This window comes from Pseudomonas sp. NBRC 111133 (assembly GCF_001320605.1).
In the GTDB taxonomy this organism is placed as follows: domain Bacteria; phylum Pseudomonadota; class Gammaproteobacteria; order Pseudomonadales; family Pseudomonadaceae; genus Aquipseudomonas; species Aquipseudomonas monteilii.
The window spans coordinates 1-22,925 of record NZ_BCBJ01000117.1; the positions used below are offsets into that span (position 1 = coordinate 1).

A 22,925-nucleotide genomic window follows, 5' to 3' on the forward strand; every position below is an offset into this window, starting at 1 on the left:
TAATGGCCAATTGAAAATGCCTACCTTTCGTATCTTTATCACTTCTGCGTTAGTTGCCAGCCTTGCCGGCTGCGCAACCCCCGGCAAACCCACGGCCAGTAAACTGACCAAGAAATCGCCGCAGCAGTACGCCGCCTGTGTCCTGCCAAAGTGGCAGGCACTGGCGCCCCAGGCTACGCAGAAGTCGATCGCCCACGGTTATCGGCTGACGGCGCCCAGTGCCGTAGCGAGCGACGATGTGCTGGACGTGGTCGATTCTCGCGATGGCAGCCGCGCGACGTTCTACAAGGGCAGCTTCCTGTCGGGCGACAAATTGCGCCAGGCTGCCCGAGAATGCCTGGACTGAGTCAGTAGCCCGAGCCGCTGGAACCGCCCATGCTGGGCAGGCGGGCCTTGTGCTGGGCATTGCTCCACTCGGCGCAGGTCATGAAGGCGGTCTTGTCCACTTTGCCGTTGCCGTCGAAGCTGACGCTGTAGGGTTGCCGGCTTCCGGCCTTGGACAGCACGTAGTCGAAGCACGTGCCGGGTACGACGGTGCGTTCGGACTCGGCATCAGGTTTGCCGCCTATTTGCTCCGGAAGGCGGTGGCCAGTGGGTGAGTTCGGTGGCGCTGGAAATCTCATCAGCCAACACCCGTCCGTCGCCTCGGTGGCGGTCATCGGTATTCCTGACCCACAGGGGGAACAACCGTTGGCTCTGGTGGTCTGTTGTGACGGTGTGCAACTGGACCAGCCAGCATTGGCCAGGGCACCTGCAGCCGTATGTCGACAGTGGGCACCTGAACAAATGGGCGATACCACGGCCGCTACGCTGTGTGGACGAGATCCCCAAGACCAGTGTCGGCAAGATCGACAAGAAGCGCATTCGCCAGGCTGAAATCTAGGTTTGGCTTGCGCCTTCCAGGGGCGCAAGCGTTCCGAATCCCCGCCAGGCAAGGGAAGGCGGTTTGCTCATGTTCAGCCAGGTAAAGTTAGGTAAAAGCGGCCACGGCATATACACGGATCAGTATTGTGGTTTGTACTGTCCGGTCAAAGATGCCAAAGATGAACACACTTCCGTCGCAGCCAGGCGCTGAACGCGGGGCGTTCTCCAGTTTCGAGGCGTGTCGCAACACCCAGCAGGGCCCCGTGGTGATCCTTGCCTCCGGCGCTTCTGCCAGGCATTTTCCGTTGGGCGAGTTCGCACATTTGCCCATCATTGCCATGAACGGCTCGGTCGCCATGACCGCCAAACACCGTATCCATCCCTTCTTCTACGTGTGCACCGACAAAAGCTTTAGCCAGCAGCAGCCGGTCTTGTTTGCCACTGCCTTGCGCGACAGCAAACGCCTGGCACTCTGGCCCGAGCAGTACGAAGGTGCCGATGTGCCGGCGAGTACCGAGTGTTATGCCCTGCACAAAGCCGACACACCGGGCCTGCTGGACGGTTTGCGCGGCCATGGTGACAGTTGCGTGTGCAACCGCGCGCTGTGGAGCAAGCGCAGCCGCTCGATTGCCTTCAGCAAAGACCTGGCCCATGGTTTTTTCGATGCCCGCACAGTGGCCTATGTGGCCCTGCAGCTGGCGTATCACCTGGGCTTTGAAGAAGTGCTGCTGGTCGGGGTGGACCTTGACCAGACCGTGGGGCGTTTCTATGAAAACGGGCAGGGCCACTGTTCGCCATGCGGGCTGGATCAGCACTGGGACAGCCGCATCCTGCCGTCGCTGACGCTGATGGCGCGGGAGGTGGTGAACGCGCATTTTCACGTCTACAACCTGTCGGCCACCTCACGCATTCCCGCCGAACTGATCCCCAAGGTCAACCTCAACGAAGCGCGGCGGATTGCCGGTTGTGCCATTACCTGAGCAACAAAGCGGATGCGCACAGGGCTGTGGATGCGTACAGTACGCCCATCGCAAACAGGCAGGTAAACGCTTATGTCCAGCGCATTCACCCTCATGTCGTCGCCCGTCGGCACTTTGACCTTGGTGGCGCGCGGCGAGTGCCTGGCAGCCGTATTGTGGGAAGAAGAGCGGGAAAACCGCGTTCGCCTCGGCGACTTGTACCGTGACGACGAGTGCCCGGTACTGCGGGAAACTGCACGACAGCTGGGTGAGTACTTTGCGGGTAAGCGGCAGCGTTTCGAGCTGGCGCTGGATTTTGCCGGCACCGAGTTCCAGCGCCAGGTATGGGCCGCGTTGTTGGCGATACCCTTCGGTGAAACCCGGAGCTACAGTGACATCGCCCGGCAGATCGGCAACCCCAACGCCGTGCGCGCAGTAGGCGCCGCCAACGGCCGCAACCCGATTTCGATTATCGCACCGTGCCACCGCGTGATCGGTGCATCAGGCAGCCTCACCGGCTTTGCCGGCGGCCTGGCGGCCAAGCAGTACCTGCTGGCGCTGGAGGGCCGGCAAAGCCTGGCACTGGACCTGTAACGCGTCAGCTGAACCAGCTGGCGACCACGCAGGCCAGTATGGCCAACACCGACCCGGCCATCAGGGTGTAATGCCGGTGGGCCCGTCGTGCATGGGGCTTGACCTCGCGCAGGTACTCGCCGGGTGTAGGCGCGTCCGGCCTATGGCGTAAGCCTTCGGCCACATCGGCTAGTTGGCCCTGGATGAGCAGGCCGACCAGGTAGTAGGTGCAGGCGTAGCTCAGCAGCGCCAGTAACAGGTAGATCATGCCGGGCGTAGTTCCAAGGGCAGGGCCACGGCGCCGGTGCTGCCAGTGTCCATCAGGATCAGCCCTTCACTGTGGTCATCCAGGCTCGCCAGCAAGCGTCCCTGGCTGTCCCACGCCGCCGAGCCGCCGGCGCCGATGAACGTGTCGGCCGGCCCCACGCAGTTGGCCATCAGCACCGGCATGCCCAGTTCACGCGCCACTGCCGGGTAATGCAGGTAGCCTTCGCGGATGCCCTTGGCGGTTTTCGCCACACTGACCAGATACAGGTCGGCGCCGTGCTCGCGGGCGGCGGCAGCGTGCGCCATGAACATCGACTCGTAGCAGATTGCCGGTGCCACTCGGTGCTCACCGACCTGCAGCAGCAATGCCTGATCGCCCGGGGTGAAGTAAGGCAGCTCGTCTTCATGCAGGCGCCGTTTGGCATAGGCCTGGCGCGCAGCCATGGGGCTGAGAATCGGCATGCCGATGCGGATACCTTCGGGTGTCGGCAACGGCAAGCCAGCCGCAGCGGTGATGCCCAAGCGGTCACAGGCGGCTTGCAGCGGGTCCAGCCGTGCGGAGCTGACCGGCAGGGCGGCCTGGCGCGCCAGGGTAGGCTCATAGCCCGTCAGCGAGAGTTCGGGGAAGACCACCAGCTCGGCACCCAGCGCCGCCGCCTGCTCGATGCAGGCCAGGTGACGTTGGACGTTGCCTGGTACATCGCCCTTGAGCGACGCCAGTTGTACGGCACACAGTTTCATCTAAACCCTTCCCTGGTACAGGTTGAAGGGCCGAGCATACTACCGGCACCAACGCCTGTACCAGTGAAGGGTTTTTCAGGTTGCCGGGTGCGCGGCGAAGCGTTGGCGGAACCAGTCGTTGAGCATGGCCTTCTCGGCATACAGGCGGTCGCTGCTGCTGGCGACCCGGCCCGGGCGGCTGAGGTACATCTTGTCGCTGACCCGCTCCTCCACTTGCCGGGCGGGTTTGCCCGGCTGGCTGAGGGTGTAGGTCAGGTCAATCGTCGGCCAGGTGATCTCGCGCATGAAGCGGACATCGTAGGCCTGGCTGTGCCAAGGCTCGAAGCGCCCGGCCAGGTCGATATCGCGGATGTCGATGACCAGTTGCTGGCCCGGTTGCAGGTAGCGTTGGCCGAGCTTCTGCAAGTACTGGGTGAGGGTTTTCATCACATAGTCATCGGCGCCGCGCTCATAACCGTGGCTGTCCAGGCTGGCATCGCGGAATTTTTCCGGGTGGTCGAAACGCACCTCGACCTGCGCGGGCGGGGCACCTTGTGCCATGCTGTGGAGTGACAGCGCCATGAGCACGGCACACACGAGGGCGGTACGCATGATGCACCTCCGGGGTAGAGTGGGAGTGCTTCCATTTTACGCCTGCCATGGCGCCACCAGCAGAGGAAGATTGTAATGGGACGGTTTCGGCGGTTGCTTGCCAACATCCGGGGGCGGGACCTGGCGGTGGGCGATATCCATGGCCACTTCCAGCGGCTGGAGAAGTGCCTGGAAGCGGTAAGGTTCGACCCGGCCGTGGACCGCCTGTTCAGCGTGGGTGACCTGGTCGACCGTGGGCCGCACAGCGAGGCCGCTCTGGAATGGCTTGCGCAGCCATGGTTTCACGCGGTGCAAGGCAACCATGAGGCGTTGGCAATCACCCGCGTGCGAGGGGGGCGGCTTGACCTGGAGATGTACCGTGCAGCGGGTGGGAGTTGGTTCCTCGACCTGCCGCGGGCCGAGCAACTTCGCTACGTGGAGCGCTTTGAGCAGTTGCCGATTGCGATAGAAGTGGAAAGCGCAGATGGCCTGGTAGGCCTGCTGCATGCCGACAGCCCGTTTGCCGATTGGGCAGCCTTGAGGCGTTGGCTGGAGCTGGAACTGGATGACGACCCCAAAGTGCGGGAAGTGTGCCAGTGGTCGCGGCGGCGGCTGAAGGAAGGCAATACCCAGCCGGTGCAAGGCCTTCGCGCCTTGTTGGTGGGGCACACGCCGGTGCTGGAGCCCAAGCTGCTGGGCAATGTCTGGCACCTGGACACCGGCGGTTGGGCCAGCGGCCACTTCAGCTTGATGGACATGCGCACGCTGAAACTGCTCAGCCCCGCGCCAGATGCAGCAGTAACGCCAACGCCAATGCCACCAGCATGACGCCCGAGGCCCGCTCCAGCCACGGCAGGCTGCGGGCGAAACGCCGCAGAACCCGCCGGTTACCGATGGCCACGGCAACCAGCAAGTCCCAGAGCAGCACGATGCTGAACATCCACAAGGCGTACGCTGTTTTCCAACTGTCGTTGGCACTGGCGACCATGCTGGCCAGGCTGGCATAGAACAGCGCGTTCTTGGGGTTGAGGATGCCGGACAACAAACCCATGCCCAAGCCCCGCCACCAACCCGGTACCGCCGACTCGCCCGCGACTGCGCCCAGGCGGGTTTGCCCGGCATGGCGTAAAAACAGCACGCCGATGTACAGCAGGTAGCTGGCCCCCGCCAGTTGCAGGGCGGTGAACAGCAGGCTGCCTTCCTGCAGCACCGACAGGCCGGTGAACGCCATGGCGATGAACGCGCCATTGGCCAGGGCGATGCCCAGGCAGGCACCGCTGGCGATGCGCCAACCGCTGTTGATCGAGGTGCGCGCCACCAGGAAGAAGTCCGGCCCAGGTGATAGCAGCGCGAGGAAGTGGGCGAGGGCGATGATCAGGAACTGTTGCATGGGTGGGGCTGCTCTGCGGAAAACCGCAGTCTGCGGCAGGGCCTGTGAGGCGTATTGAACAATATTGCAAGCCCAGGCGGCGGGCCTTCAGCGCCCTCGGTACTGCCCCGGCGTCACTCCCACATGGGCCTTGAACACCCGCTGGAAGTGGCTCTGATCGGCAAACCCGAGCTGGTAGGCCACCTCCGCCAACGCCGCCCCTTCACCCAACAGCTGGCGCCCGCGATTGACCCGGGCATTGAGCAGGTAGGCATGCGGTGTAAACCCGGTAGCCGCACGAAACGCACGGATCAGCTGATAGCGCCCAAGCCCGGCCTGATGGGCCAGTGCTCCCAGGCTCAAGTGCGCCGGGTCCTGGCCTTCGATGCGCGCGACCAACCCGCTCAGCGCGCTTGCCTCCAGGGCGGGGGCTGCAGATAGCGGCGGCTGGGCCGAGTAGTCCAGGTCCCCCAGAAAGGCAATCAACGCTGCATCCTTCTCACCGTTGCTGGCGCAGGAGAACAACAGACTGTTCAACTCGCAGAATTGCCGATACACCTGTGGTGCCCGGCAGATACGCGCCGGTTCGCCTGCCCCGGCACCGCTCAGCCCCGACTCCAGCCGCAACTGCGTCAGCCAGTCGGCGTCCACATGCAGCATCTGGTAGCTCCAGGCTTGCCCGGGCGCGGGGTTGCAGGCATGGACGCGGTGGGCCGGGACAAACACCAGCGTGCCGGGCGTCAGGCGTTCCTGCCCCTCGGCAGCCCCGGTGAAATGGCTATGGCCAGCATCCACCGCGCCGATGGAAAACGTGGGGTGGCTGTGGGCCTTGTAGCAAGCCCGGCTATGGCAGGCGCGGCGACTTTCCACATGCGCAAGTGCCGGGTCGCGCCATAGCGCGGTGTGGGGGCGGGGCATCACAAGGTCCTCGGTTTTGCCAGCAGGGTAACAGTTGCCGCGCACCCGTACAGTTTTTCACGCTGGCTGTAACTTGACCGGAAGGCCCGGCACCCGCCGAAATAGACGCCTGTTGCCAAAGGAAAACAAGAATGGACCTTTCTAGCCTGCTGCTTTTCATCCCCGCCTGTTTCGCCCTGAACATGGCGCCCGGGCCAAACAACCTGCTGTCGCTTCATAACGCCAGCCGCTACGGCCTGCGCACCGCCTGCGTGGCGGGTGGCGGGCGTATCCTGGCCTTCAGCGGCATGATCGCCTTGGCGGCCATGGGTCTGGCGGTGGTGCTGCACACCAGCGAATACCTGTTCCTGGCCATCAAGGTGGTGGGTGCGGCCTACCTGTTCTACATCGCCTGGCAACTGTGGCGCGCACCGGTGGGCGAAGCCGTGGTGGCAAGTGACCACCCGAGTGGCACGTGGCGCCTGGCACGCCAGGAGTTCTGGGTGGCGGCCGGCAAGCCTACTGATGGTCAATAAGGTTTTATCGTATTGGGCTATACAGCAATCGATGTCAGGGAGCGCTTGCGCGCACTTTCGTAAGAACCAGTAGCTCAGTTAAGAGTAAGGTCGAAATCAGTTCACAGATGAAAGTCTGCTGGCAGCAAGCAATCTTTTCTGGTGAAATTCATGATGAGGCTAGGGGAAAGCTAGCTTTGATGTCTTTGTTGCAAATAGAAAACCAATTTTCACAGAGTGGGTCGAAATGGAAGTCATGCAAGGTAAGTCAAGGCGCGCTATAAAATACATCATGATTCTCGTGGCAGTTTCTGCTGTGATTTCTCCAGTGGCAATTTTTACTCTCTATAGTATGAATTCTGGTAGTATTTCCGGCTCGGCTAACGATTGGTCAGCGTTTGGCGCTCTGCTGGGCGGATCTTTTACTCTGCTGGGGGCTGCGGCCACGACCGGGACGTTATTGCTTTTGATATATCAGCAGCAGGATAATAGATTGTTGGCGGAGAGGCAGCTAAATGCGCTAACATTGGATCAGTACATTAATCATCGAAGGGTTTTTATTGAGAGGCTGGAAGCGCTAGAGTGGCATTTTGGCAATGGGTTGAAGTTCAGGGCTCGCGACGAGTTGTATGGCCGGGTATTTGCTAGTAATAAGCCGACAAATGTAGAGTATGTGATTAATGTTAATTGCTCTGATTTTAAAGAGAATGGTCTGCAGTCGAGCCTTCTTAAATATGGTCGTTTAGCTGACTTATTAGAGTCTGATGCTTCGGGTAAAAGTGCTGATTGTTTGCTTTTGATAGATATGTTAAAGGATCTTCAGGATTCTCTGGGAGTGTCTTTTTCCGAAAAATCTAGTCAGTACGGGGATGTGGTTTTCAATGGCGTTAACATTGGATTGAACATTTTTGATTTTCCTGAAGGATTTAAGCGGGTTGAATATATACTCAATTCATATTTGTTCTATTCTGGGAATGACACAGTTAGAAGGTTGAGAGAGGGGCCTCAAGCCTCTTTGTGGTTGCGCTTGTACCAAGATATCACTGAGTTGTCTCGAGATCACTTATATGTGCATCTGGATGAGAGGTCTTTAATTACGTTATTGCTAGGTGCCTATATTAGTAGCGGGGAGATAAAGGGCTCTGAAGGTGAGCTGGTCTTTCAGGCAGTCAATAATAGGTTGAGCTCTGTTTTTAAATCTGTCAAAAGCGTTACTGATTCCATTGATACCCCGCATACACTAAGCCAACTCATGGACTCGCTAGATCATCACTATAGCTCAGTTTATAGTCGGCAGCTCACAGATATGACAGATCAAGTTTATGAGTCAGCCAGTCGGCTTGGAATATATTTGAAAAGGCTAGATCGACTGGTTAACAAGGGAAGCGGTAAATTACGTTAGAGATCGTTGCTTGGTCCCGGGTTTTCAAAGGTGGCCCTACGATTTTACGCGCTGAATAGTTTAGGTTTTTACTGGGGTGGTATAGGTCGAGCACTTTGCTTGGGGGCGGGCGACCCCAGTGATGCACAATAGAGATTAAACAATCCGCTTTACTGAGCGCTCTCAGGCGCGTCGAGTGGCGAGCAATATCGAGGCGGCCCCCGACAGCAACACCGCGCAGATGCGGTTGAAGAGACGTTTGCCTTTGGGATCACTGAACCAGCGGCGCAGGTGCAGTCCAATCAACGCGTAGCCTGCCAGCGCGATCATCTCAAGTATCAAAAATAGAATCCCAAGCACTGCAAACTGCGGGGCAACGTCATGGGCCGGGTTTATGAACTGTGGCAGGAATGCTGTAAATATCAATATCGCCTTTGGGTTTCCAGCTGCAATTAGAAACTCTTGTTTCGCTAAACCTGCTATGTTTTTTGTTTTGATTTGTCTTGCCTCTTGCTGCTGTGATTTTGCCGTCCATAGCTTGAAGGCTAGATAAAACAGGTAGGCAGCACCAAGGATTTTTATTGCATAGAATACTAGTTCGGAAGTTTCGAGTGCGACAGCGAGGCCTGCTGCGGCCAGCGCTATCATGGCCGCGAACGCTATTAGTCTGCCTATGCCCGCCATGCATGAAGCCCAGAAGCCATATTGTGTGGCGTTATTTATTGAAAGTAAATTGTTTGGGCCCGGAGCCATGTTGAGCGCAAAGCAGGCTGGTATGAATATAAGGAGTGTCGAAATGTTCATGGGCGCACATTGTTCTTGTGAAGGTTGATCCAGACATCATTGATGAAGTCGTTTAAATTTTCAATCCCGGGTAGCTAAGGCCCTGACGTTCTCATGTGCTTTTTGGCGTAGCTGCTGAAGGATAATATATACTCTAGCTTTCCCGGTTGGAGTGGAATCAGGGCATGCAAACGTCTCAGGGTTTGGTCTACAGCTATCTTCGGTTCTCCGACCCGCGCCAGGCGGCTGGGAATAGTGCGGACAGGCAGGCGGAGTATGCGAAGTCCTGGGCTGCAGCAAGGGGGCTTACGCTAGATGAGTCGCTTTCTTTGAGGGATGAGGGCCTGTCTGCATTCCACCAGCGGCACATTAAACAAGGTGCCTTAGGCGTTTTCCTTCAGGCTGTTGACGAGGGGCGCATCCCGGTCGGCTCCGTCTTGGTGGTTGAAGGCCTGGATCGTCTAAGCCGGGCGGAACCCATACAGGCGCAAGCGCAGCTGGCCCAGATCATCAACGCGGGGATTACCGTGGTCACTGCGAGTGACGGCCGTGAGTACAACAGGGAAAGGCTGAAAGCGCAGCCAATGGACCTGGTTTATAGCCTTCTGGTCATGATTCGGGCTCACGAAGAGAGCGATACAAAAAGCAAGCGTGTGAAGGCCTCGATCAAGCGCTTGTGTGACGGATGGGTTGCTGGCCATTACCGTGGCTTGATCCGCAATGGCAGCGATCCTCGCTGGGTGCGTCTTGTCGATGGTCACTGGGAGCTGATTCCCGAGCGCGTGGAAGTTGTGCGGTTTGCCATAGAGAAGTATCGCGAAGGGTATGGTGCTGATCGAGCGCATGCGATGATGCAAGAGCGAGGTTTCGATACTTCCTATCTCGGAATCTCTCCCCAGCAGATCTATCGGTTGATCAAATTGGTGGCTTTAAAAGGGGCGAAGCAGATTTCCGTCGACGGCGAAGACTTTCTTCTTAAAGATTATTACCCACGGTTATTGTCAGATGTTGAATTTGACGAATTGCAATTACTGCGAGGTCAACGAAGCCGTCGACGTGGAAAGGGCGCCATTCCTGGAGTCGTGACTGGAATCGGTATTACCTACTGTGGCTACTGCGGCACGCCAATGACTGCGCAAAATGTGATGCATAAGGTTCGCTCCGATGGAACCTTGATGGACGGGCATCGGCGAATCATGTGCATGTCTTACATGAACAAAGGGGGGTGTGATGTTGGCGGAAGCTGCAGCGTGGCTCCTGTCGAGCGGGCTGTCATGTCATTTTGCTCCGATCAGATGAACTTGCTGCGCTTGCAGCAGCCCGTTGGACCGAGTGGTGATCTGCAGCAAGGGGTAATGATCTCGCGAAAATACGTAGTTGATCTCGAAGCGCAGCTTGGCCGGATTACTGAGGCTCTGGCATTGGGGGAGGGCGATGGAGTACTGCCGATTACGTTCCTACGAAAAGCCCGCGATCTAGAAGAGCAGCTGACTGCGGCCAAAGCAAAGCTGCATCAGGAGGAGCGAGAATTAGCCGGCATCGCCTCCAGGCAAAGGCCAGCGGATGCGAAGGTATGGTTGGATCTGGCTGCTGGTGTCGAGGCGCAAGAGGTCGAAGCGCGGGATAAGGTTCGGCAATTGATGATCGATACTTTCGACCGCATCGTGATTTATATGCGTGGTGTAGTGCCAGAGGGGCGGAGGGCTTGGTACATCGATGTCTTGCTGATTTCCAAGGCAGGACAGCGGCGATGGCTCAGGGTAGAGAGGAAGTCTGGAAAGTGGGCGGCCGGCGTCGACCGCCCAGACTGATGGTTACGCTGACTTCTTGTCGTCTATTGGGAGGCCGGGCGGGCTAGTGTGTACCACCAGGTGGCCTTGTCCCTCCCAGAAATTTTCCTGTACCTCGACGCATACACGCCAGGCGGCCCATGCGACATCTTTTCCGACTGCGAGAATGTTGCCTTGTTCGTCAATGATCGCCATCTGAGCAGGGGCGCCTGACTCGCTCCGGGCTGTGAACCCGGTGCTGACCGTCGCTGATAGTTTCGCGCCGGCGAGGGTGGGATTAGGCACTGCAGTTTTCATTCGTTATCTCCCCGGCGGGCTATGGTCCTTTCACTCAGTGCTTGTTTTGCGGCCACGTTGGCCATGTAGGCTGCCCACTTATCACCCTCTCGGTGTTGGCGGAGCTGGCTGCACTTCATGTGTCGACGGGTTGACCGACCTTTGCCGCAAACATCGCAGATGGCGGGCAAGTCGAGGCTGTGGGAGGCCATGGTTGGACGGATGCGCTCAGTCATAACTCACTGCCTCGCTGCCGTTGTTGATAGCGTCCTGGGCGGCTTGGTCGAGCATACGGTGCATCTGGTTGGTGCCTTGCTCGTCCTCACGCTGCAGTTCGTGGATGATTTCCTGTATCAGTAGCGTACCGTTCTGGATGCTGATCGGAGCGCCCATGTAGTCGACCGGCCATTCCGGTGAGCAAGTGACCGCATGCAAGAGGCACTCGGTGGTGATGCGGATAACCAGCTGGGCGCCTTCGATAGCGACTGATGGCAGCCCGTCGATTAGCTCGGCTGCTTTCGCGATGGTTGGAGTGAGGATGCGATCCAGCTCGTCAGCCACGTCCTGCATGCCAACAGCTGCTGCAGCATCCAGGGCTTGCTCCAGAAGCTCGCGTGGCACGCTGACAGGGTGCAGATCGTTGATCATGGCTGCACCTCCAGCACATGTCTGTGACTGAAGTGGCGGGCTTTTCCTGTCTTTACGTTGGTGCCGTACAGCTCGCCTGGGTTGCTCCAATAAGAGCCGTAACCAGTGATTTCCACAGTAATTAAATGACCGCCTACATCGGCCTGCACTTTGGTCCCCTTGGGGTATGTGTGCTGGACTGCGGCAGAGTACCGGCGATTAGCAAAATCAGCTGCCCTCATGGCGTCATGCGCGTCGTTCATGTCGACGGCCAGATCTGCAAGATCTGAAGTGTCGACCAGAATGGCTGAGTCGATCTGTTGCTCGCCGTTGCGGGCTGCATCCAACTTCGACTGGTACAGTCCGCCTGGGCCACACCAGACGGTCGTTGGTGTCAGTCGATGGGCGGCTAGCTCCGACATCTGCCGGAACACTTCTTGGGCTATCAGCTCTCTACTCATGTCGTGGAGGCTGCGAACGGATGAAAGTGCGTGCTCAAGCGAGGTTGCGGTGAAGATGATGTGTTGAGTGCGGCTCATGCTGCTTTCCCCGCTGTTGTGCCGATGGCCAGGGTTCTGCGCAGCTCGAAGTGGACGCGCAATGCGAGCGCCTGGATGTCCTGCTGTTGCTGCGTGGCCCGTTTGCAGCCTGGCTCGGTGCCTGGAAGGGCTTTCCAAGTCCTTTCGGCCAGGCGCAATGTCTCGGCCGTATTGATCAGCAGGTCATAGTCCGATCTGGTCACCGGCATGCCCTGATAGGACTGATCATCAGGAGACAGGAACCCGGCTTGCTGCAGGGCAGCCTCAATTGCCTGGGCCATTTGCCCGCAGGTGGCGTACGTACCGTTCTGCTCGGCCAGTGTTGCGTCCAGTGCGGCCTCGATACAGCTGGCGGCGGATGGGTGCGTATACCCCACGGCAGGCTGCGCGTGCGGGCGATTTTTAGCGATTAGCGTTGCATCAGCGGGCGGTGCCTCGCGCAGCTTGTCGTGGGGTATCAGTGCCTCGGCGAGGCTGCTGATGGGGGGAATAATGCCTGCTGCTTCGCAGCAGAGACTTTTTGTTTTTTGCGCGTCGACAACACGGACTTCGCGGAGCGAAGCGGGAGTTGCCTCACTAGAGTCCTGTGCTGTCGCGTGCCCGCTTCCCTCCGGGGTCAGGACTTGTGGTGGTATTCCCATGATGGGGAAGCGACTGGCAGCGTTCGACGGAAGATCAAGAAGCAAGCCGTGTAGGTGGTGGGCTCGGCCTGCTTTTCTGCCAAGAAAATAGGCGTAGGCATACAGTCCGACTATGAACGCGCTGATGACGATGAGGGCGATGACCTGTTGGGTGGTCATGGGTCTTACTCCTTGTGGTGTGCGGGCCGGTGGTGGCGGCCCTTGCTGGGGTGTTACTGCTTTTCTTGATCTGGCTGCCGAGACTGCTTTTCATCCGCCAGGTAAGCCCTGCTATCGATCAGGGCCGCCACATGACGGATGTGGGCGAACTTCAGGGCTTTCTGGCTGTTGTCCAGTGTCGTGATGGGCAAGCAGATCCGACCGACCTTCAGTTGTTCGGCAAAGGTGTCTTCGTTGAGGTTGCGGAAGTACTGCACGCGCACCTTGTCGAGTGGGATGAGCACATCGCCAAAGGTTCGGTACAGCAGTTCAACAGTGGTTGCATCAGGTGCGTGCGGCAGGCGCAGCGCGATTTGGTTGGTATTGCTCATCAGGCTTCGGGCTCTCCCTGAGCTTGTGGCGTGACGGATGGTGCCAGGTGACCTCGCAGTGCTTGCGTACCAGGTCGCGCCATTCTTCAGGAACCTCTAGGAGCGCTGCGTTGCGCTCCTCACGGGTCTTGAACTGGAGGATCTGGGCCGCGTACTGCCTAGGCCGCATAGCGCTTGTCTTCCGGTGGTGTCGGAAGTTGCAGGTCCAGACGTTCTGCAAGCCAGGGGATCCCGGCCTGCTTTACGCGTGTCGATTCGCTGTACTGCATCCCGGCTTCGGGGTGAAACCATTTGCCCTCTTTGGTCCGGAGGTACTCGCGGTCTCGGGTGGGGTAGCGGGGCAGGTTGCGTTCGTTCAGCAACTCGTTCTCGCGCATGCGGCTGATCAGCTCATTGCGGCTGATACCGAAGTGCTTGGCGGTCTGTGCAAGTGTGCGTTCCATGTCCACCTCCTAAGCCACGTCGGCGAGTACAGGCTCGACATGTGGCATGTCGGCTGTGTCCAGCTTGCCGTTGGCGATAGCTTCGAGGTGCGCCGCAACCTTTCGCGCACTGGCGAGGTTGTTCGCTGGCAGTGTCAGACTGTTCACCGTCGAACCCATGCGGATCACCACGGTGACCTGGTCGAGATAGACCTCAGTCTGCAGCGTTGCCTTGGCGCGCGCGCCGTTCGATTCGTCGCGAAGGATGTGGGTGAATTGCCCTGTCAGGTTGGTCTGCGCTTTAAGGCAGGCAAAGGCGTTGTGGCTCAGTGCGTAGCTCATGCCGCGTGCCCTCCATCGTGTGGAGGCGTGCAGTTTGAAGCGGGGGACGACGTAGGGCGTTTGGTAGTGACGAATGCGCAGCCGTGTTGCTTGGCCAGTCGCCGGACTTTGAAGGTTAGGTCGATGGTTGCGGCTGCTGGATGGACATGTAGTGATGCGGTGGCGTGCATGGTATTGCCTCACTCTGTGGTGGAAGAGTGAGGCAAATATCAACTTGTGGTTGTTTTATGTCAACTGGAAATTGATTTTTAAGAGGGCCGTGGGTCGATGGGTTGATCACTCGGGGATGAAGGAGCCCACGACCTTACCGCAGATGTGGGTCTCTTCCGTGATGTCTATGATTGGATACTGAGGATTTATGGGCCGCAGGAATTGACGTCCAGCATCTGACACAAGCACCTTGAAGGTCACCTCATTGGTCCTTGGTACCCTTGCTATGACACGATCACCTGTATGTGCCTCTACCTCTGGATCTACAAAAATGATGCAGCCGGTAGGATAGCTTCTCCCTGGCCCAGGGTTTGTCATTGAGTCACCAAGTACCTTTAGGGCATAACCGCTGTCGCTGATGGGGACTGGGCATGACAGCCAGCTATCTGCTTGGTAGGGCTCAAAATTTGAGATGGCTTCACACCATGCCCCTGCTTGAACCCAGGAAATTAGAGGCACCTTCCCGAAACGCTCCAATATTCCACTCACATTGGATTGAGCACCGACCTGGAGTTGGTGAACCTTACTGTTAGGTTCCTGGGCTTTAGGGAGTACCCCATACTCCAGCCATTCGCGGCGTACGTTCAGCCAGGCGCACAGCGCGGCCATGCTGTCAGCTTCCGCAATTGCCTCGCCATTCAGCCATTTACTGATGGCTTGAGTCGTTTTATGAACCCCGACCATCTTCAGGCGTTTGTGGACGTCCACGCCTCTGCCTCGGCTTCTAACACCGGCGTCGTCGAGGGCCTCATGTAGTCGCGCGCTGAAGGCTGCGCGTAGTTCATTTTTATCAACCATGGGTTGATGGTTGCACAGAGCTTGCGCAATAGTCAGTTGATCTATAATATCAACTACGGGTTGATAAAGGAGGTTGAAATGCTGCGGCCCGAAGATTTTCCGAATGCGATAGCGTTCGCTTTTGAAGCTGTTGGAGGTATCGGTGCTGCTGCCAAGGTATGCGGGATAAGTTATCAGGCTTTGAATAAATGGCGCCTGGCTGGCTCCTTGCCTAGGACGGATTACACCGGCGAAACGAATTATGCAGAGCGTTTAGCGAATGCTGCTGGACAAAAAGGTAATCCATTTGAAGTGTCCTGGTTGCTTGAAGTGGCGGCTCCTCAGAGACAAAGGCCGACATAGAAAAAAGGCGACCCGAAGGTCGCCTGGTTTCCCCCAGTAGTACCACCACAGCGCTACCGGGCCGCGTTCAAGGATGTGGTGCACACCACGAAACTACTGTCCTTGGACCCGGGGGGCCAGGCACAAGTGCCTGGGGTGCCGCCTTTCTCCACCACAGATAGGGCGGCGGGGTGCCAGTGATAGTCGGGCGACATCACTGGCAATGGCTCTTAACGAGCCATGCGGCGAGTGTATCACCACCGCTCGTCGCTGGCACTGGCAGCTTAAGTGGCGTAATGCCATGTGCCAGAAGCGAAGGCGAGTGATCGTCTTCCAAATCCGGCAGTAGCACCACGATGCTGCCGGTTCGCGTGATAGGTAGTCGGGCACACCACATAGGTCCACTCACCTTGATCGTAACGCCCAGGCAGGGAGCCTGGGTGTCACCTCCTTCACCACGGGAGGTGGTTGTATCGCCGGGGCTGGTCAATGGAGCGCCGTCCCGGCCTGAAGCCGTTTCTGCCCTTGATGGGCCGGCTATTGCACACCTACAACGCTATGCGGTGCTGGTTTCACCACAACACGCCGCAGGCACTGGCTACCGACAAGGACCAACGCCATGAGCCGAATTGCAATGAGCTGCATTGAGCGCGCCAAGCGCGAAGTGCTTCCGCTCGAACTCGCGCTGTACCACGCTGTGCGGGACTACACAGGCGGTGCTGCCGCCATTGCCGCCACCACCGGCCGTAATGCCACTACCCTCCAGCACAAGCTGTCTCCTACCCATCCCACTCATATTGTCAACGTTCAAGAATTCAGTGAGATCCTGGAGCTGACCAAAGACCCACGCATTCTTGACTCGATCCACGCCCTTGTTGGCGACACCATCTGGCAAGAGCTGTCTGATGCCTATACCCATGACATTCCTGAAACATTGACGATAGGCCTTGCCGAGTTCTTCCGGCAGGTCGCCAATCTGGCCGAAACCTGGGCCCGTAGCATCGGTGATGGAAAAGTCGACGATCAGGAGCTGGCTGAGATCCAAAATCAGGTGTTCCGAGGCATCCAGGGGCTGCTCGGCATGTATCGCCGTGCCGAGTACGTCAACCAGACCACTCGGGGGGATCGTCGTGGCTGATATCGCAGATCTGGCGAATGATCGCACCCAATGGCACCTGGACCTGGTTCTGTCGGCACGCTTGCCTGCGCCCGAGTGTGAGTCACTGGAAGATTGCGTTGGTTGTGGGGGCTCCATCCCTGAGCCGCGCCGGTTAGCTGTGCAAGGTTGCCAGCGCTGCATCGAATGCCAGGGATACTTCGAGAAGAAAGGGGCTCGCTATGCTGGATAAGGTTCTTGACCAGTTGCATGACTACGGCCTTCAGCCTGACCAGCCTTTGATCTTCGGCAAGCTGACCCGCTGCCGCACCAAGGATGACAAGGGCAAGGAAAAGAACGGTTGGTATGTGCTGCATGAGCATCTGGCCGAGAAGGGGCAAACCCTTATATTCGGAAGCTTTGGCGATTGGCGCCTGGGCGAAACGCAGAAGGTGAAGGCCGACGGCCGAGGGCTGACCCCGGACGAGCGTGAAGTGATGCGCGCCCGGCAGGCTGACGCCAAACGGCGTGCTGCCGAGATCGCCGCGAACGCTGCACGCCGTGCGGCCAAGCGTGCGGAAGCGCTGTTCAAGCGTATGCCCGAAAAGGGGCGTAGCGCCTACCTGGATCGAAAGCAGGTTGTCGGTTTCGGCGTCCGTTATGCGCCGAAGTCGGGCGCGGTGCTGGTTCCGATGCAGAATGCTCAGGACGCCATTGTCGGCCTGCAGGTGATTTTCCCGGCTGTCCAAGATGATACCGGGCGGGACAAGTCCTACTGGCCGCATGGCATGGCCAAGGATGGTGCTTTCCACATGATTGGTGGCCATCCTGAGCCCGGTGAGCCTGTGCTGGTGTGTGAGGGCTACGCCACCGGCGCTAGCCTGCACATGGCGACCTCCCAGGCGGTGGCCATTGCCTTCGATGCGGGCAACCTGATGGCGGTCGCCAAGCATATGCGTGAACGCTTCCCTGGTCGGTCCATCATCATCTGCCGCGATGACGACTGGAAGACCAAGCGGCCGACGGGCGAACCCTGGAACCCTGGTGAGGAAAAGGCCAACAATGCTGCGGTGGTTGTGGGTGGCCAGGTGGTCGGCCCGATCTTCTCGGCTGAGCGTGAGGTTAAGTGGACAGACTTCAATGACCTGCATTGCGCTGAAGGCCTTGAGGCCGTTCGCCGGCAAGTCACGGCAGTGATCAAACCACCGGCTACCGGTGGCTGGAAGGACATGCTAGCCAGGACCGAGAGTGGTGCCCTGATCGCCCATATGCAGAACGTCGAGCTGATCCTGGCCAATGATGAGCGCTGGAGCGGGGTGATCGGTTACAACGCCTTCAGCTCCAAGATCATGCGCCTTCGTGCAGCGCCTTATGGCGGTGTGCCGGGGGAGTGGAGCGACATCGACGACATGCGCGTGATGAAGTGGTTGGCTCAGCAGGGCCTGCGCGTGAAGGTCTCTCATGTGGTCGAAGCGGTCAGTGTCGTCGCGCACGACAATGCCTTCCATCCGGTATGCACCTACTTGGCCAAGCTCGAATGGGATCGTGTGCCGCGCCTGGAGCGCTGGCTGCATGAGATCTTCGGTGTTCCGCGGAATGAATACAGCTCCAAAGTGGGCAAGCGTTGGATGATATCGGCGGTAGCACGGGTTATGAAGCCCGGCTGTAAAGCGGACGCGGTGCTGATCCTCGAAGGTGCGCAAGGCGCGGGTAAGTCCTCGGCTTTGGGCGTCCTGGGCGGCGACTGGTTCATGGATACACCGTTCACCCTCGGGGACAAGGACGCGTTCCAGGCCATCCGAGGCAAGTGGATCGTCGAGCTGGGTGAATTGGACAGCTTCAACAAGGCAGAGAGCACCAAGGCCAAGCAGTTCTTCTCGGCATCCATCGACACCTACCGCGAAAGCTATGGACGAAGAACGAGCGACGTGCCACGCCAGTGTGTTTTCGCGGGGACCACCAACCAGGATGAATACCTCAAGGACGCCACCGGTAACCGGCGCTATTGGCCGGTCGCTTGCGTCAAGGTGGACCTGGAGGCATTGCGTCGTGTTCGTGACCAGCTGTGGGCTGAGGCCATGTTCTGCTACCAGGCCGGTGATATCTGGTGGGTGACCCGGGAGGAGGAAGAACTCTTCACTGCGGAGCAGGAAGAGCGCTTCGTGGTGGATGAATGGGAGGGACCGATTCTGAAATGGTTAGAGGAATCCCAGGCCGGCGAGACGGTCACCGGAAGCGACGTATTGGGGCAGGCTCTGAACCTGGACCCTGGCCACTGGGGCAAGCCTGAGCAGATGCGGGTGGGATCGATCATGCACCGCCTAGGTTGGCGGCGTCGCCGGCTTGCTGCGCTGCCGAAGAGCGGTAAGCGGCCTTGGGCATATCAGAAGCCTGATGGTTGGGGGCGCAGCGCCTTGGAGCAGTCCACGCAGCCGAAGGAGGAGTGCTTTTGATCAAGCACATCGACGAGATGCTGAAACTGTGGGCTCAGGAGCTCCATGCGCCGGAGCCCTGTCATTCGGCGGGCGGTGTTGGTAGCATGCTCGGCCTGTTGATCGAGTGTAAGGGTGACCTTGTACGTGGCACCCGAGGCAGCAAGGTGCTACTGGACGAGTCTGCGGACATCGAGATCATTGTGAACAAGCATCTGGCACCGGAGCTCTACCTGGTGGTTCGTGAGCACTACTGTAACGCCGACAGCGAGCTGTACCAAAAGTACCGGCACTGTGGGTGTAGCCGGGATACCTACTACAAGCGCTTACATGAGGCGCACGTTTGTATCGCAGGCTTTCTCTTGGGGCGAGCGGCATGATTCGCCATCAACGGTCCTACCGTCCCGCTGCTGTCCTGCCGCGTTTTATGCAGGTCAGCCTAGCTCAAGCCCGCGCAGGTCGCGGGCTGTCCCACCGTCCCACCATCCACACGAAGGCGCGCACATAGGCGTGTGCAGCGCATTACGCGCGCGTTGCGCGCAGCGTGCTTTTAATCTCTCTCTTTACACGGGGAAAGGTTAAAAACAGTCAGACAGTGGGACAGCCCTTGATTTTAAAGGGCTCCACAGGTCCCACCGTCACCACCCCTTTTGGGACCTATGGGGCAGCACCAAAGTGAAGCTAAGCCGGGAAGGTGTATTCTTCCGACATTCGACAGACATTCCCCGGACGTTTACCACTTATTGCCGGGTGGCATTAAAACTCGCTTGCTGCCACCGGAATCGACCTGTAAAAAGTACCCATCTTCGAGACGTGCGGGCGCACAAAGCGGCCCGCCAAACACTGAAAACCCCGGCCCTGGCGCCGGGGTTTTTGCATTTGGGGGGTTCGATGAACAGCGAGCAGCAAGCGTTAGTTGAGATGCCAATCTGGTTGGTGATCTTCCTGTCCCTGGTCGGCGGGGTGTCAGGCGAGATGTGGCGGGCCGACATGGCCGGCGTTAGCGGCTGGTTCATTTTCCGCCAGGTGCTGCTGCGCTCCGGTGCCTGCGTCGTATGCGGACTGTCGACCATCATGCTGCTGTACTCGGCGGGCATGTCGATGTGGTCGGCCAGCGCCATCGGTTGCCTCACGGCCACAGCTGGTGCGGATGTTGCCATCGGCTTGTACAAGCGTTGGGTGGCCAAGCGCCTGGGCGTCTGCGAAGTGCCGCCCCGGAACGGCGAACCTGGTCAGTGATCCGACCGGCAGCCCTGGTGGGGCGGGGGACCCTGGCGGTATGGCCGGGGTACGGGGCAGGAAACCCGCGGCTCTTCGTTAGCGGCTGGCTTTTCCACGTTGGTTGACAGTGGTTGACAGGTTGACAGCCCTTGGTTGACAGAGGTTTACATGACGTATCTCACTCGAACCGAGTACGCAAAAAGCAAGAAATGGTCACGACAGTACGTTGGTAAGTTGGTCCAGCAGGGGCGCCTGATTCTGACGGAGGCCGGTTTGGTCGACGTAGACGCAAGTGAGCAGTACCTAGCGATGACCAGCGACCCAGGGCGGCGCAACACGAATCCCCAAGTTATCCCGGTTGCAGCCCCGCAACCACCCCAACAGCTGACATCTGCACCTCCGCCAGTAGTTTCGCCCGGATACCAGCAGGCGAAAGCCCGGTTGGCATTGGCGCAAGCAGAGCTAACGGAAACCAATCTCCGTAAGACCAACGGCACGTTGGTAGAAGTCGAAGTTGTTGATAAAGCTGCTTTCGCCGCTGGCCGAATGATTCGCGACCAGGTTCTCTCACTTCCTGCTCAGTTAGCTCCAGAGCTCTCCGCGATATCTGATCCCTGGCAGATTGAACGGATGCTGGCCACTGCGTTGCGGCGTGTTCTTGATGACGCTGCATCTATGACTGCTGCTGAATTTGAGCAAGCCATTCACTCACAGAGCTAAACCCATGCAATTTCCATATGCAGATGGGGCGGCGGTCCACCATCTTGCGTATGCGCGAGGGCTTAAACCAGACCCCGAACTTTGGGTCGACGAGTGGTCCGACGAGTACATGCGCATTCCGCGTGATACCGGGGCCGCCGAGCCCGGCAAATACCGCACGGCGCGGACACCGTATGCCCGTGAACCCATGCGCTGCCTCTCACCAGCGCACCCCTGCAAGCGCGTCATCACCATGGTCGCCTCGCAGCTCATGAAAACGCAGATCGCCCTGAACTGGATAGGCGCGCTGATCCACATGTCGCCGTCCAACATCCTGACCTTGCTGCCGAGTCTGGCTCTGGCCAAGCGGGTGTCAGCGAGGATCGGTAAGACCATCGCCGCGACCCCCGAGCTGAGAGCACGTGTTGCTGCCTCTCGGTCACGGGATGCACGCAACACCATGGATACCAAGGAGTTCGAGGGTGGCACGCTTTACGCGACCACAGCTGGCTCGGCCTCCAACCTGGCAGAGCTGGCTGCGCGATTTATCTACGGCGATGAGATTGACCGCTGGGACATTGACGTCGATGAAGAGGGTGACCCTATCGATCTGGCTGAAACACGGGGCAGCACCTTTGGCCGCAATGCAAAGTTCTATTTCTCCAGCTCGCCGACCATCAAGGGGGCCTCACGCATCGCCGATCTGTTCGAGACCAGCGACCAGCGGTATTACTACGTGCCCTGTCCAACCTGCGGTCATATGCAGGTACTGGAGTGGGAGCGCCTTCTGTACTCCGCTGATTTCCAGACCGTCCACTACAAGTGCTCCTCACCCGATTGCGATGTGCTGATCGAGGAGCACCACAAGGGTGAAATGCTCACCAAAGGGGAATGGCGTTCGCACGCCCAGGGCGATGGGGAAACGGTTGGTTTCCACCTCAACGCTCTGTATGCCCCGCTTGGTTGGACCTCATGGGCTGATCTGGCCAAGCAATTCGAGAAGGCCAAACGTGCCCAGGACCGAGGCGACCTTGAGCCCATGCAGGTTTTCTACAACACCCGCTTAGCTAAGGTATGGGACAGTGCGGTCGAGCAGACCAAGGCCGAGGTTCTTCAGGCGCGAGCGCTGCAAGAAAACTATGTACTCGGCACCCTCACCGTTGGCGTTCTGGTGTTGACCTGCTCAGTCGACGTCCAGGCCAATCGCCTGGAGGTGATGGTCATCGGCTGGGGCGTCGGGATGGAACGCTGGGTTGTTGACTTCCGGGTGATACCTGGTGACCCAGCAGACCAACGGACATGGGATTTGCTCGATGAGCTGCTGAAAGCTCGATACCGCCATCCTTGTGGTGTTGCCCTGGGCATTCTGGCCACGGGCATTGACTCCGGTGGTCATCACACTCATGAGGTGTATCAGTTCTGCCGTGTGCGCCGCTGGCGCAACGTCTTTGCCCTCAAAGGGGCGAGCAAACCGGGCAAGCCGGTAATCGCCCAGCGGCCCTCGCTGGTGGATGTCACCTGGAAGGGCCAGACCGAACGCAACGGCGCCGAGCTGTGGATGATTGGTACCGACACCGCCAAGGACTGGATCTACAACCGCTACGGCTTCGAGTCGGGTCCCGGCGCGGTGCACTTCGCAAAGGACCTTCCCGACGAGTTCTTCCAGCAGTGCGTGGCGGAACGAAAGATCGCCCGCTATGTGAAAGGGTACAAGCGAATCGAGTGGGTCAAGGGCAAGGCCGACCGCAACGAAGCGCTGGACCTTCAGGTGTACAACTTGGCCATGGCCTATTACCTCGGGTTGCATCGCTACGGCGAGCAAGACTGGGACAAGCTGCGCCAGGCGCTGGCCCAGGCGAGTCTGTTTGATGAGCCGTCACCTGCAAAGCCACCAGTCATTGAGCACCAACACGATGACGACGATGAGCCCGACGACGCTCCAGTTTCAGCGACATCGCCACCAGCTCGGCCCGCTCCACGATCCACTCCACCGCCGCCTCGTCCGGCACCTCAACCAATGCAACGCCGCAGCTCCAGCAGCGGCTATCTGAAGAGACGCTGA

General features: G+C 58.9%; 28 protein-coding genes and 2 pseudogenes. 16 read left to right on the forward strand and 14 right to left on the reverse strand.

Annotation, left to right across the window (positions count from 1 at the left end):
• Window positions 1-346, forward strand: a 346-nt coding sequence (locus tag APH36_RS25725) for a hypothetical protein (RefSeq protein ID WP_256219348.1), incomplete at its 5' end; no start/stop codon positions are given.
• Here the strand turns inward: APH36_RS25725 and APH36_RS25730 are convergent.
• Window positions 283-519, reverse strand: a complete 237-nt coding sequence (locus APH36_RS25730) for a hypothetical protein (RefSeq protein ID WP_367616156.1) — start codon at window positions 517-519, stop codon at window positions 283-285. The genes APH36_RS25725 and APH36_RS25730 overlap by 64 nt on opposite strands.
• Before the next feature lie 64 nt (window positions 520-583).
• On the opposite strand from APH36_RS25730, the pseudogene APH36_RS31240 reads away from it, so the two are divergent.
• The 3 genes and pseudogenes from APH36_RS31240 to APH36_RS25740 all read left to right on the forward strand — a co-directional run.
• Window positions 584-883: pseudogene (locus APH36_RS31240) on the forward strand (fatty acid--CoA ligase); the annotation flags it as partial.
• Between the two features lie 160 nt (window positions 884-1,043).
• A complete protein-coding gene (locus APH36_RS25735) occupies window positions 1,044-1,844 on the forward strand; it encodes a hypothetical protein (RefSeq protein WP_060501068.1) in 801 nt (266 codons plus the stop codon).
• 72 nt (window positions 1,845-1,916) lie between these two features.
• Window positions 1,917-2,417, forward strand: coding sequence for a methylated-DNA--[protein]-cysteine S-methyltransferase (locus tag APH36_RS25740; RefSeq protein WP_060501070.1), 501 nt, complete (start codon window positions 1,917-1,919; stop codon window positions 2,415-2,417).
• A gap of 4 nt (window positions 2,418-2,421) precedes the next feature.
• Here APH36_RS25740 and APH36_RS25745 read toward each other — a convergent pair whose 3' ends face one another.
• The 3 genes from APH36_RS25745 to APH36_RS25755 all read right to left on the reverse strand — a co-directional run bounded on the left by APH36_RS25745 (window position 2,422) and on the right by APH36_RS25755 (window position 3,995).
• Window positions 2,422-2,664, reverse strand: a complete 243-nt coding sequence (locus APH36_RS25745; RefSeq protein WP_019097539.1) for a hypothetical protein — start codon at window positions 2,662-2,664, stop codon at window positions 2,422-2,424.
• Entirely contained in the window at window positions 2,661-3,404 is a 744-nt protein-coding gene (locus APH36_RS25750; RefSeq protein ID WP_060501072.1) for a carbon-nitrogen hydrolase family protein, read from the reverse strand. The genes APH36_RS25745 and APH36_RS25750 overlap by 4 nt, the downstream gene beginning before the upstream one ends.
• A 75-nt stretch (window positions 3,405-3,479) precedes the next feature.
• Complete coding sequence (locus APH36_RS25755; RefSeq protein ID WP_060501074.1) at window positions 3,480-3,995, reverse strand: DUF3016 domain-containing protein; 516 nt, start codon at window positions 3,993-3,995, stop codon at window positions 3,480-3,482.
• 75 nt (window positions 3,996-4,070) lie between these two features.
• On the opposite strand from APH36_RS25755, the gene APH36_RS25760 reads away from it, so the two are divergent.
• Window positions 4,071-4,802: a metallophosphoesterase gene (locus APH36_RS25760; protein WP_060501076.1), complete on the forward strand. Its 732-nt coding sequence runs from the start codon at window positions 4,071-4,073 to the stop codon at window positions 4,800-4,802.
• Here the strand turns inward: APH36_RS25760 and APH36_RS25765 are convergent.
• Window positions 4,750-5,364, reverse strand: a complete 615-nt coding sequence (locus APH36_RS25765; RefSeq protein ID WP_060501078.1) for a LysE family translocator — start codon at window positions 5,362-5,364, stop codon at window positions 4,750-4,752. The two genes, APH36_RS25760 and APH36_RS25765, sit on opposite strands and share 53 nt — an antisense overlap.
• An 87-nt stretch (window positions 5,365-5,451) precedes the next feature.
• Entirely contained in the window at window positions 5,452-6,261 is an 810-nt protein-coding gene (locus APH36_RS25770; protein ID WP_060501080.1) for an AraC family transcriptional regulator, read from the reverse strand.
• Window positions 6,262-6,392: 131 nt separating this feature from the next.
• Here APH36_RS25770 and APH36_RS25775 point away from each other — a divergent pair.
• Together APH36_RS25775 and APH36_RS25780 are read left to right on the forward strand one after the other, a co-directional pair.
• Window positions 6,393-6,761: pseudogene (locus tag APH36_RS25775) on the forward strand (LysE family translocator); the annotation flags it as partial.
• A gap of 241 nt (window positions 6,762-7,002) precedes the next feature.
• Window positions 7,003-8,157: a hypothetical protein gene (locus tag APH36_RS25780; protein WP_060501084.1), complete on the forward strand. Its 1,155-nt coding sequence runs from the start codon at window positions 7,003-7,005 to the stop codon at window positions 8,155-8,157.
• Between the two features lie 162 nt (window positions 8,158-8,319).
• Here the strand turns inward: APH36_RS25780 and APH36_RS25785 are convergent, their stop codons facing one another.
• Window positions 8,320-8,940 carry a LysE family translocator gene (locus tag APH36_RS25785; RefSeq protein WP_060501086.1) on the reverse strand — a complete coding sequence of 207 codons (621 nt, stop codon included), beginning with the start codon at window positions 8,938-8,940 and terminating at the stop codon, window positions 8,320-8,322.
• A gap of 164 nt (window positions 8,941-9,104) precedes the next feature.
• Here APH36_RS25785 and APH36_RS25790 point away from each other — a divergent pair, with 164 nt between their 5' ends.
• Window positions 9,105-10,730, forward strand: coding sequence for a recombinase family protein (locus tag APH36_RS25790; protein ID WP_060501088.1), 1,626 nt, complete (start codon window positions 9,105-9,107; stop codon window positions 10,728-10,730).
• Between the two features lie 483 nt (window positions 10,731-11,213).
• Here APH36_RS25790 and APH36_RS25800 read toward each other — a convergent pair whose 3' ends face one another.
• From APH36_RS25800 to APH36_RS31255, 7 genes are all read right to left on the reverse strand, one after another.
• The gene (locus tag APH36_RS25800) at window positions 11,214-11,633 is read right to left on the reverse strand and encodes a hypothetical protein (protein ID WP_060501092.1); all 420 of its coding nucleotides are present in this window, start codon (window positions 11,631-11,633) and stop codon (window positions 11,214-11,216) included.
• Entirely contained in the window at window positions 11,630-12,151 is a 522-nt protein-coding gene (locus APH36_RS25805; RefSeq protein WP_060501094.1) for a hypothetical protein, read from the reverse strand. Before APH36_RS25805 ends, APH36_RS25800 begins: the two co-directional genes overlap by 4 nt.
• Window positions 12,148-12,951 carry a hypothetical protein gene (locus APH36_RS25810; RefSeq protein ID WP_060501097.1) on the reverse strand — a complete coding sequence of 268 codons (804 nt, stop codon included), beginning with the start codon at window positions 12,949-12,951 and terminating at the stop codon, window positions 12,148-12,150. The genes APH36_RS25805 and APH36_RS25810 overlap by 4 nt, the downstream gene beginning before the upstream one ends.
• A 53-nt stretch (window positions 12,952-13,004) precedes the next feature.
• The gene (locus tag APH36_RS25815; protein ID WP_014756547.1) at window positions 13,005-13,322 is read right to left on the reverse strand and encodes a pyocin activator PrtN family protein; all 318 of its coding nucleotides are present in this window, start codon (window positions 13,320-13,322) and stop codon (window positions 13,005-13,007) included.
• Window positions 13,323-13,480: 158 nt separating this feature from the next.
• Window positions 13,481-13,765: a phage antirepressor KilAC domain-containing protein gene (locus tag APH36_RS25820; protein WP_041167313.1), complete on the reverse strand. Its 285-nt coding sequence runs from the start codon at window positions 13,763-13,765 to the stop codon at window positions 13,481-13,483.
• 9 nt (window positions 13,766-13,774) lie between these two features.
• The gene (locus APH36_RS25825) at window positions 13,775-14,086 is read right to left on the reverse strand and encodes a hypothetical protein (protein WP_060501099.1); all 312 of its coding nucleotides are present in this window, start codon (window positions 14,084-14,086) and stop codon (window positions 13,775-13,777) included.
• Window positions 14,087-14,362: 276 nt separating this feature from the next.
• A complete protein-coding gene (locus APH36_RS31255; protein WP_082426457.1) occupies window positions 14,363-15,094 on the reverse strand; it encodes a LexA family transcriptional regulator in 732 nt (243 codons plus the stop codon).
• A 78-nt stretch (window positions 15,095-15,172) separates the two neighbouring features.
• Between APH36_RS31255 and APH36_RS31260 the strand changes: the two genes are divergently transcribed.
• From APH36_RS31260 to APH36_RS25865, 8 genes are all read left to right on the forward strand, one after another.
• Window positions 15,173-15,436, forward strand: coding sequence for a hypothetical protein (locus APH36_RS31260; RefSeq protein WP_082426460.1), 264 nt, complete (start codon window positions 15,173-15,175; stop codon window positions 15,434-15,436).
• 598 nt (window positions 15,437-16,034) lie between these two features.
• Window positions 16,035-16,553 (forward strand): phage regulatory CII family protein, encoded by a 519-nt coding sequence (locus tag APH36_RS25840; RefSeq protein WP_024087063.1) that lies wholly within the window; start codon window positions 16,035-16,037, stop codon window positions 16,551-16,553.
• Window positions 16,546-16,764, forward strand: a complete 219-nt coding sequence (locus APH36_RS31265; RefSeq protein WP_024087064.1) for a TraR/DksA C4-type zinc finger protein — start codon at window positions 16,546-16,548, stop codon at window positions 16,762-16,764. The genes APH36_RS25840 and APH36_RS31265 overlap by 8 nt, the downstream gene beginning before the upstream one ends.
• Window positions 16,754-18,964, forward strand: a complete 2,211-nt coding sequence (locus APH36_RS25845) for a VapE domain-containing protein (RefSeq protein WP_060501105.1) — start codon at window positions 16,754-16,756, stop codon at window positions 18,962-18,964. The genes APH36_RS31265 and APH36_RS25845 overlap by 11 nt, the downstream gene beginning before the upstream one ends.
• Window positions 18,961-19,323 carry a hypothetical protein gene (locus APH36_RS25850; protein ID WP_060501107.1) on the forward strand — a complete coding sequence of 121 codons (363 nt, stop codon included), beginning with the start codon at window positions 18,961-18,963 and terminating at the stop codon, window positions 19,321-19,323. The genes APH36_RS25845 and APH36_RS25850 overlap by 4 nt, the downstream gene beginning before the upstream one ends.
• 511 nt (window positions 19,324-19,834) lie before the next feature.
• On the forward strand, window positions 19,835-20,182 hold the full coding sequence (locus APH36_RS25855) for a phage holin family protein (RefSeq protein WP_029885198.1): 348 nt from the start codon (window positions 19,835-19,837) through the stop codon (window positions 20,180-20,182).
• Between the two features lie 150 nt (window positions 20,183-20,332).
• Window positions 20,333-20,884 (forward strand): hypothetical protein, encoded by a 552-nt coding sequence (locus APH36_RS25860; protein ID WP_060501109.1) that lies wholly within the window; start codon window positions 20,333-20,335, stop codon window positions 20,882-20,884.
• Window positions 20,885-20,888: 4 nt separating this feature from the next.
• Window positions 20,889-22,925: a phage terminase large subunit family protein gene (locus APH36_RS25865; RefSeq protein ID WP_060501111.1), complete on the forward strand. Its 2,037-nt coding sequence runs from the start codon at window positions 20,889-20,891 to the stop codon at window positions 22,923-22,925.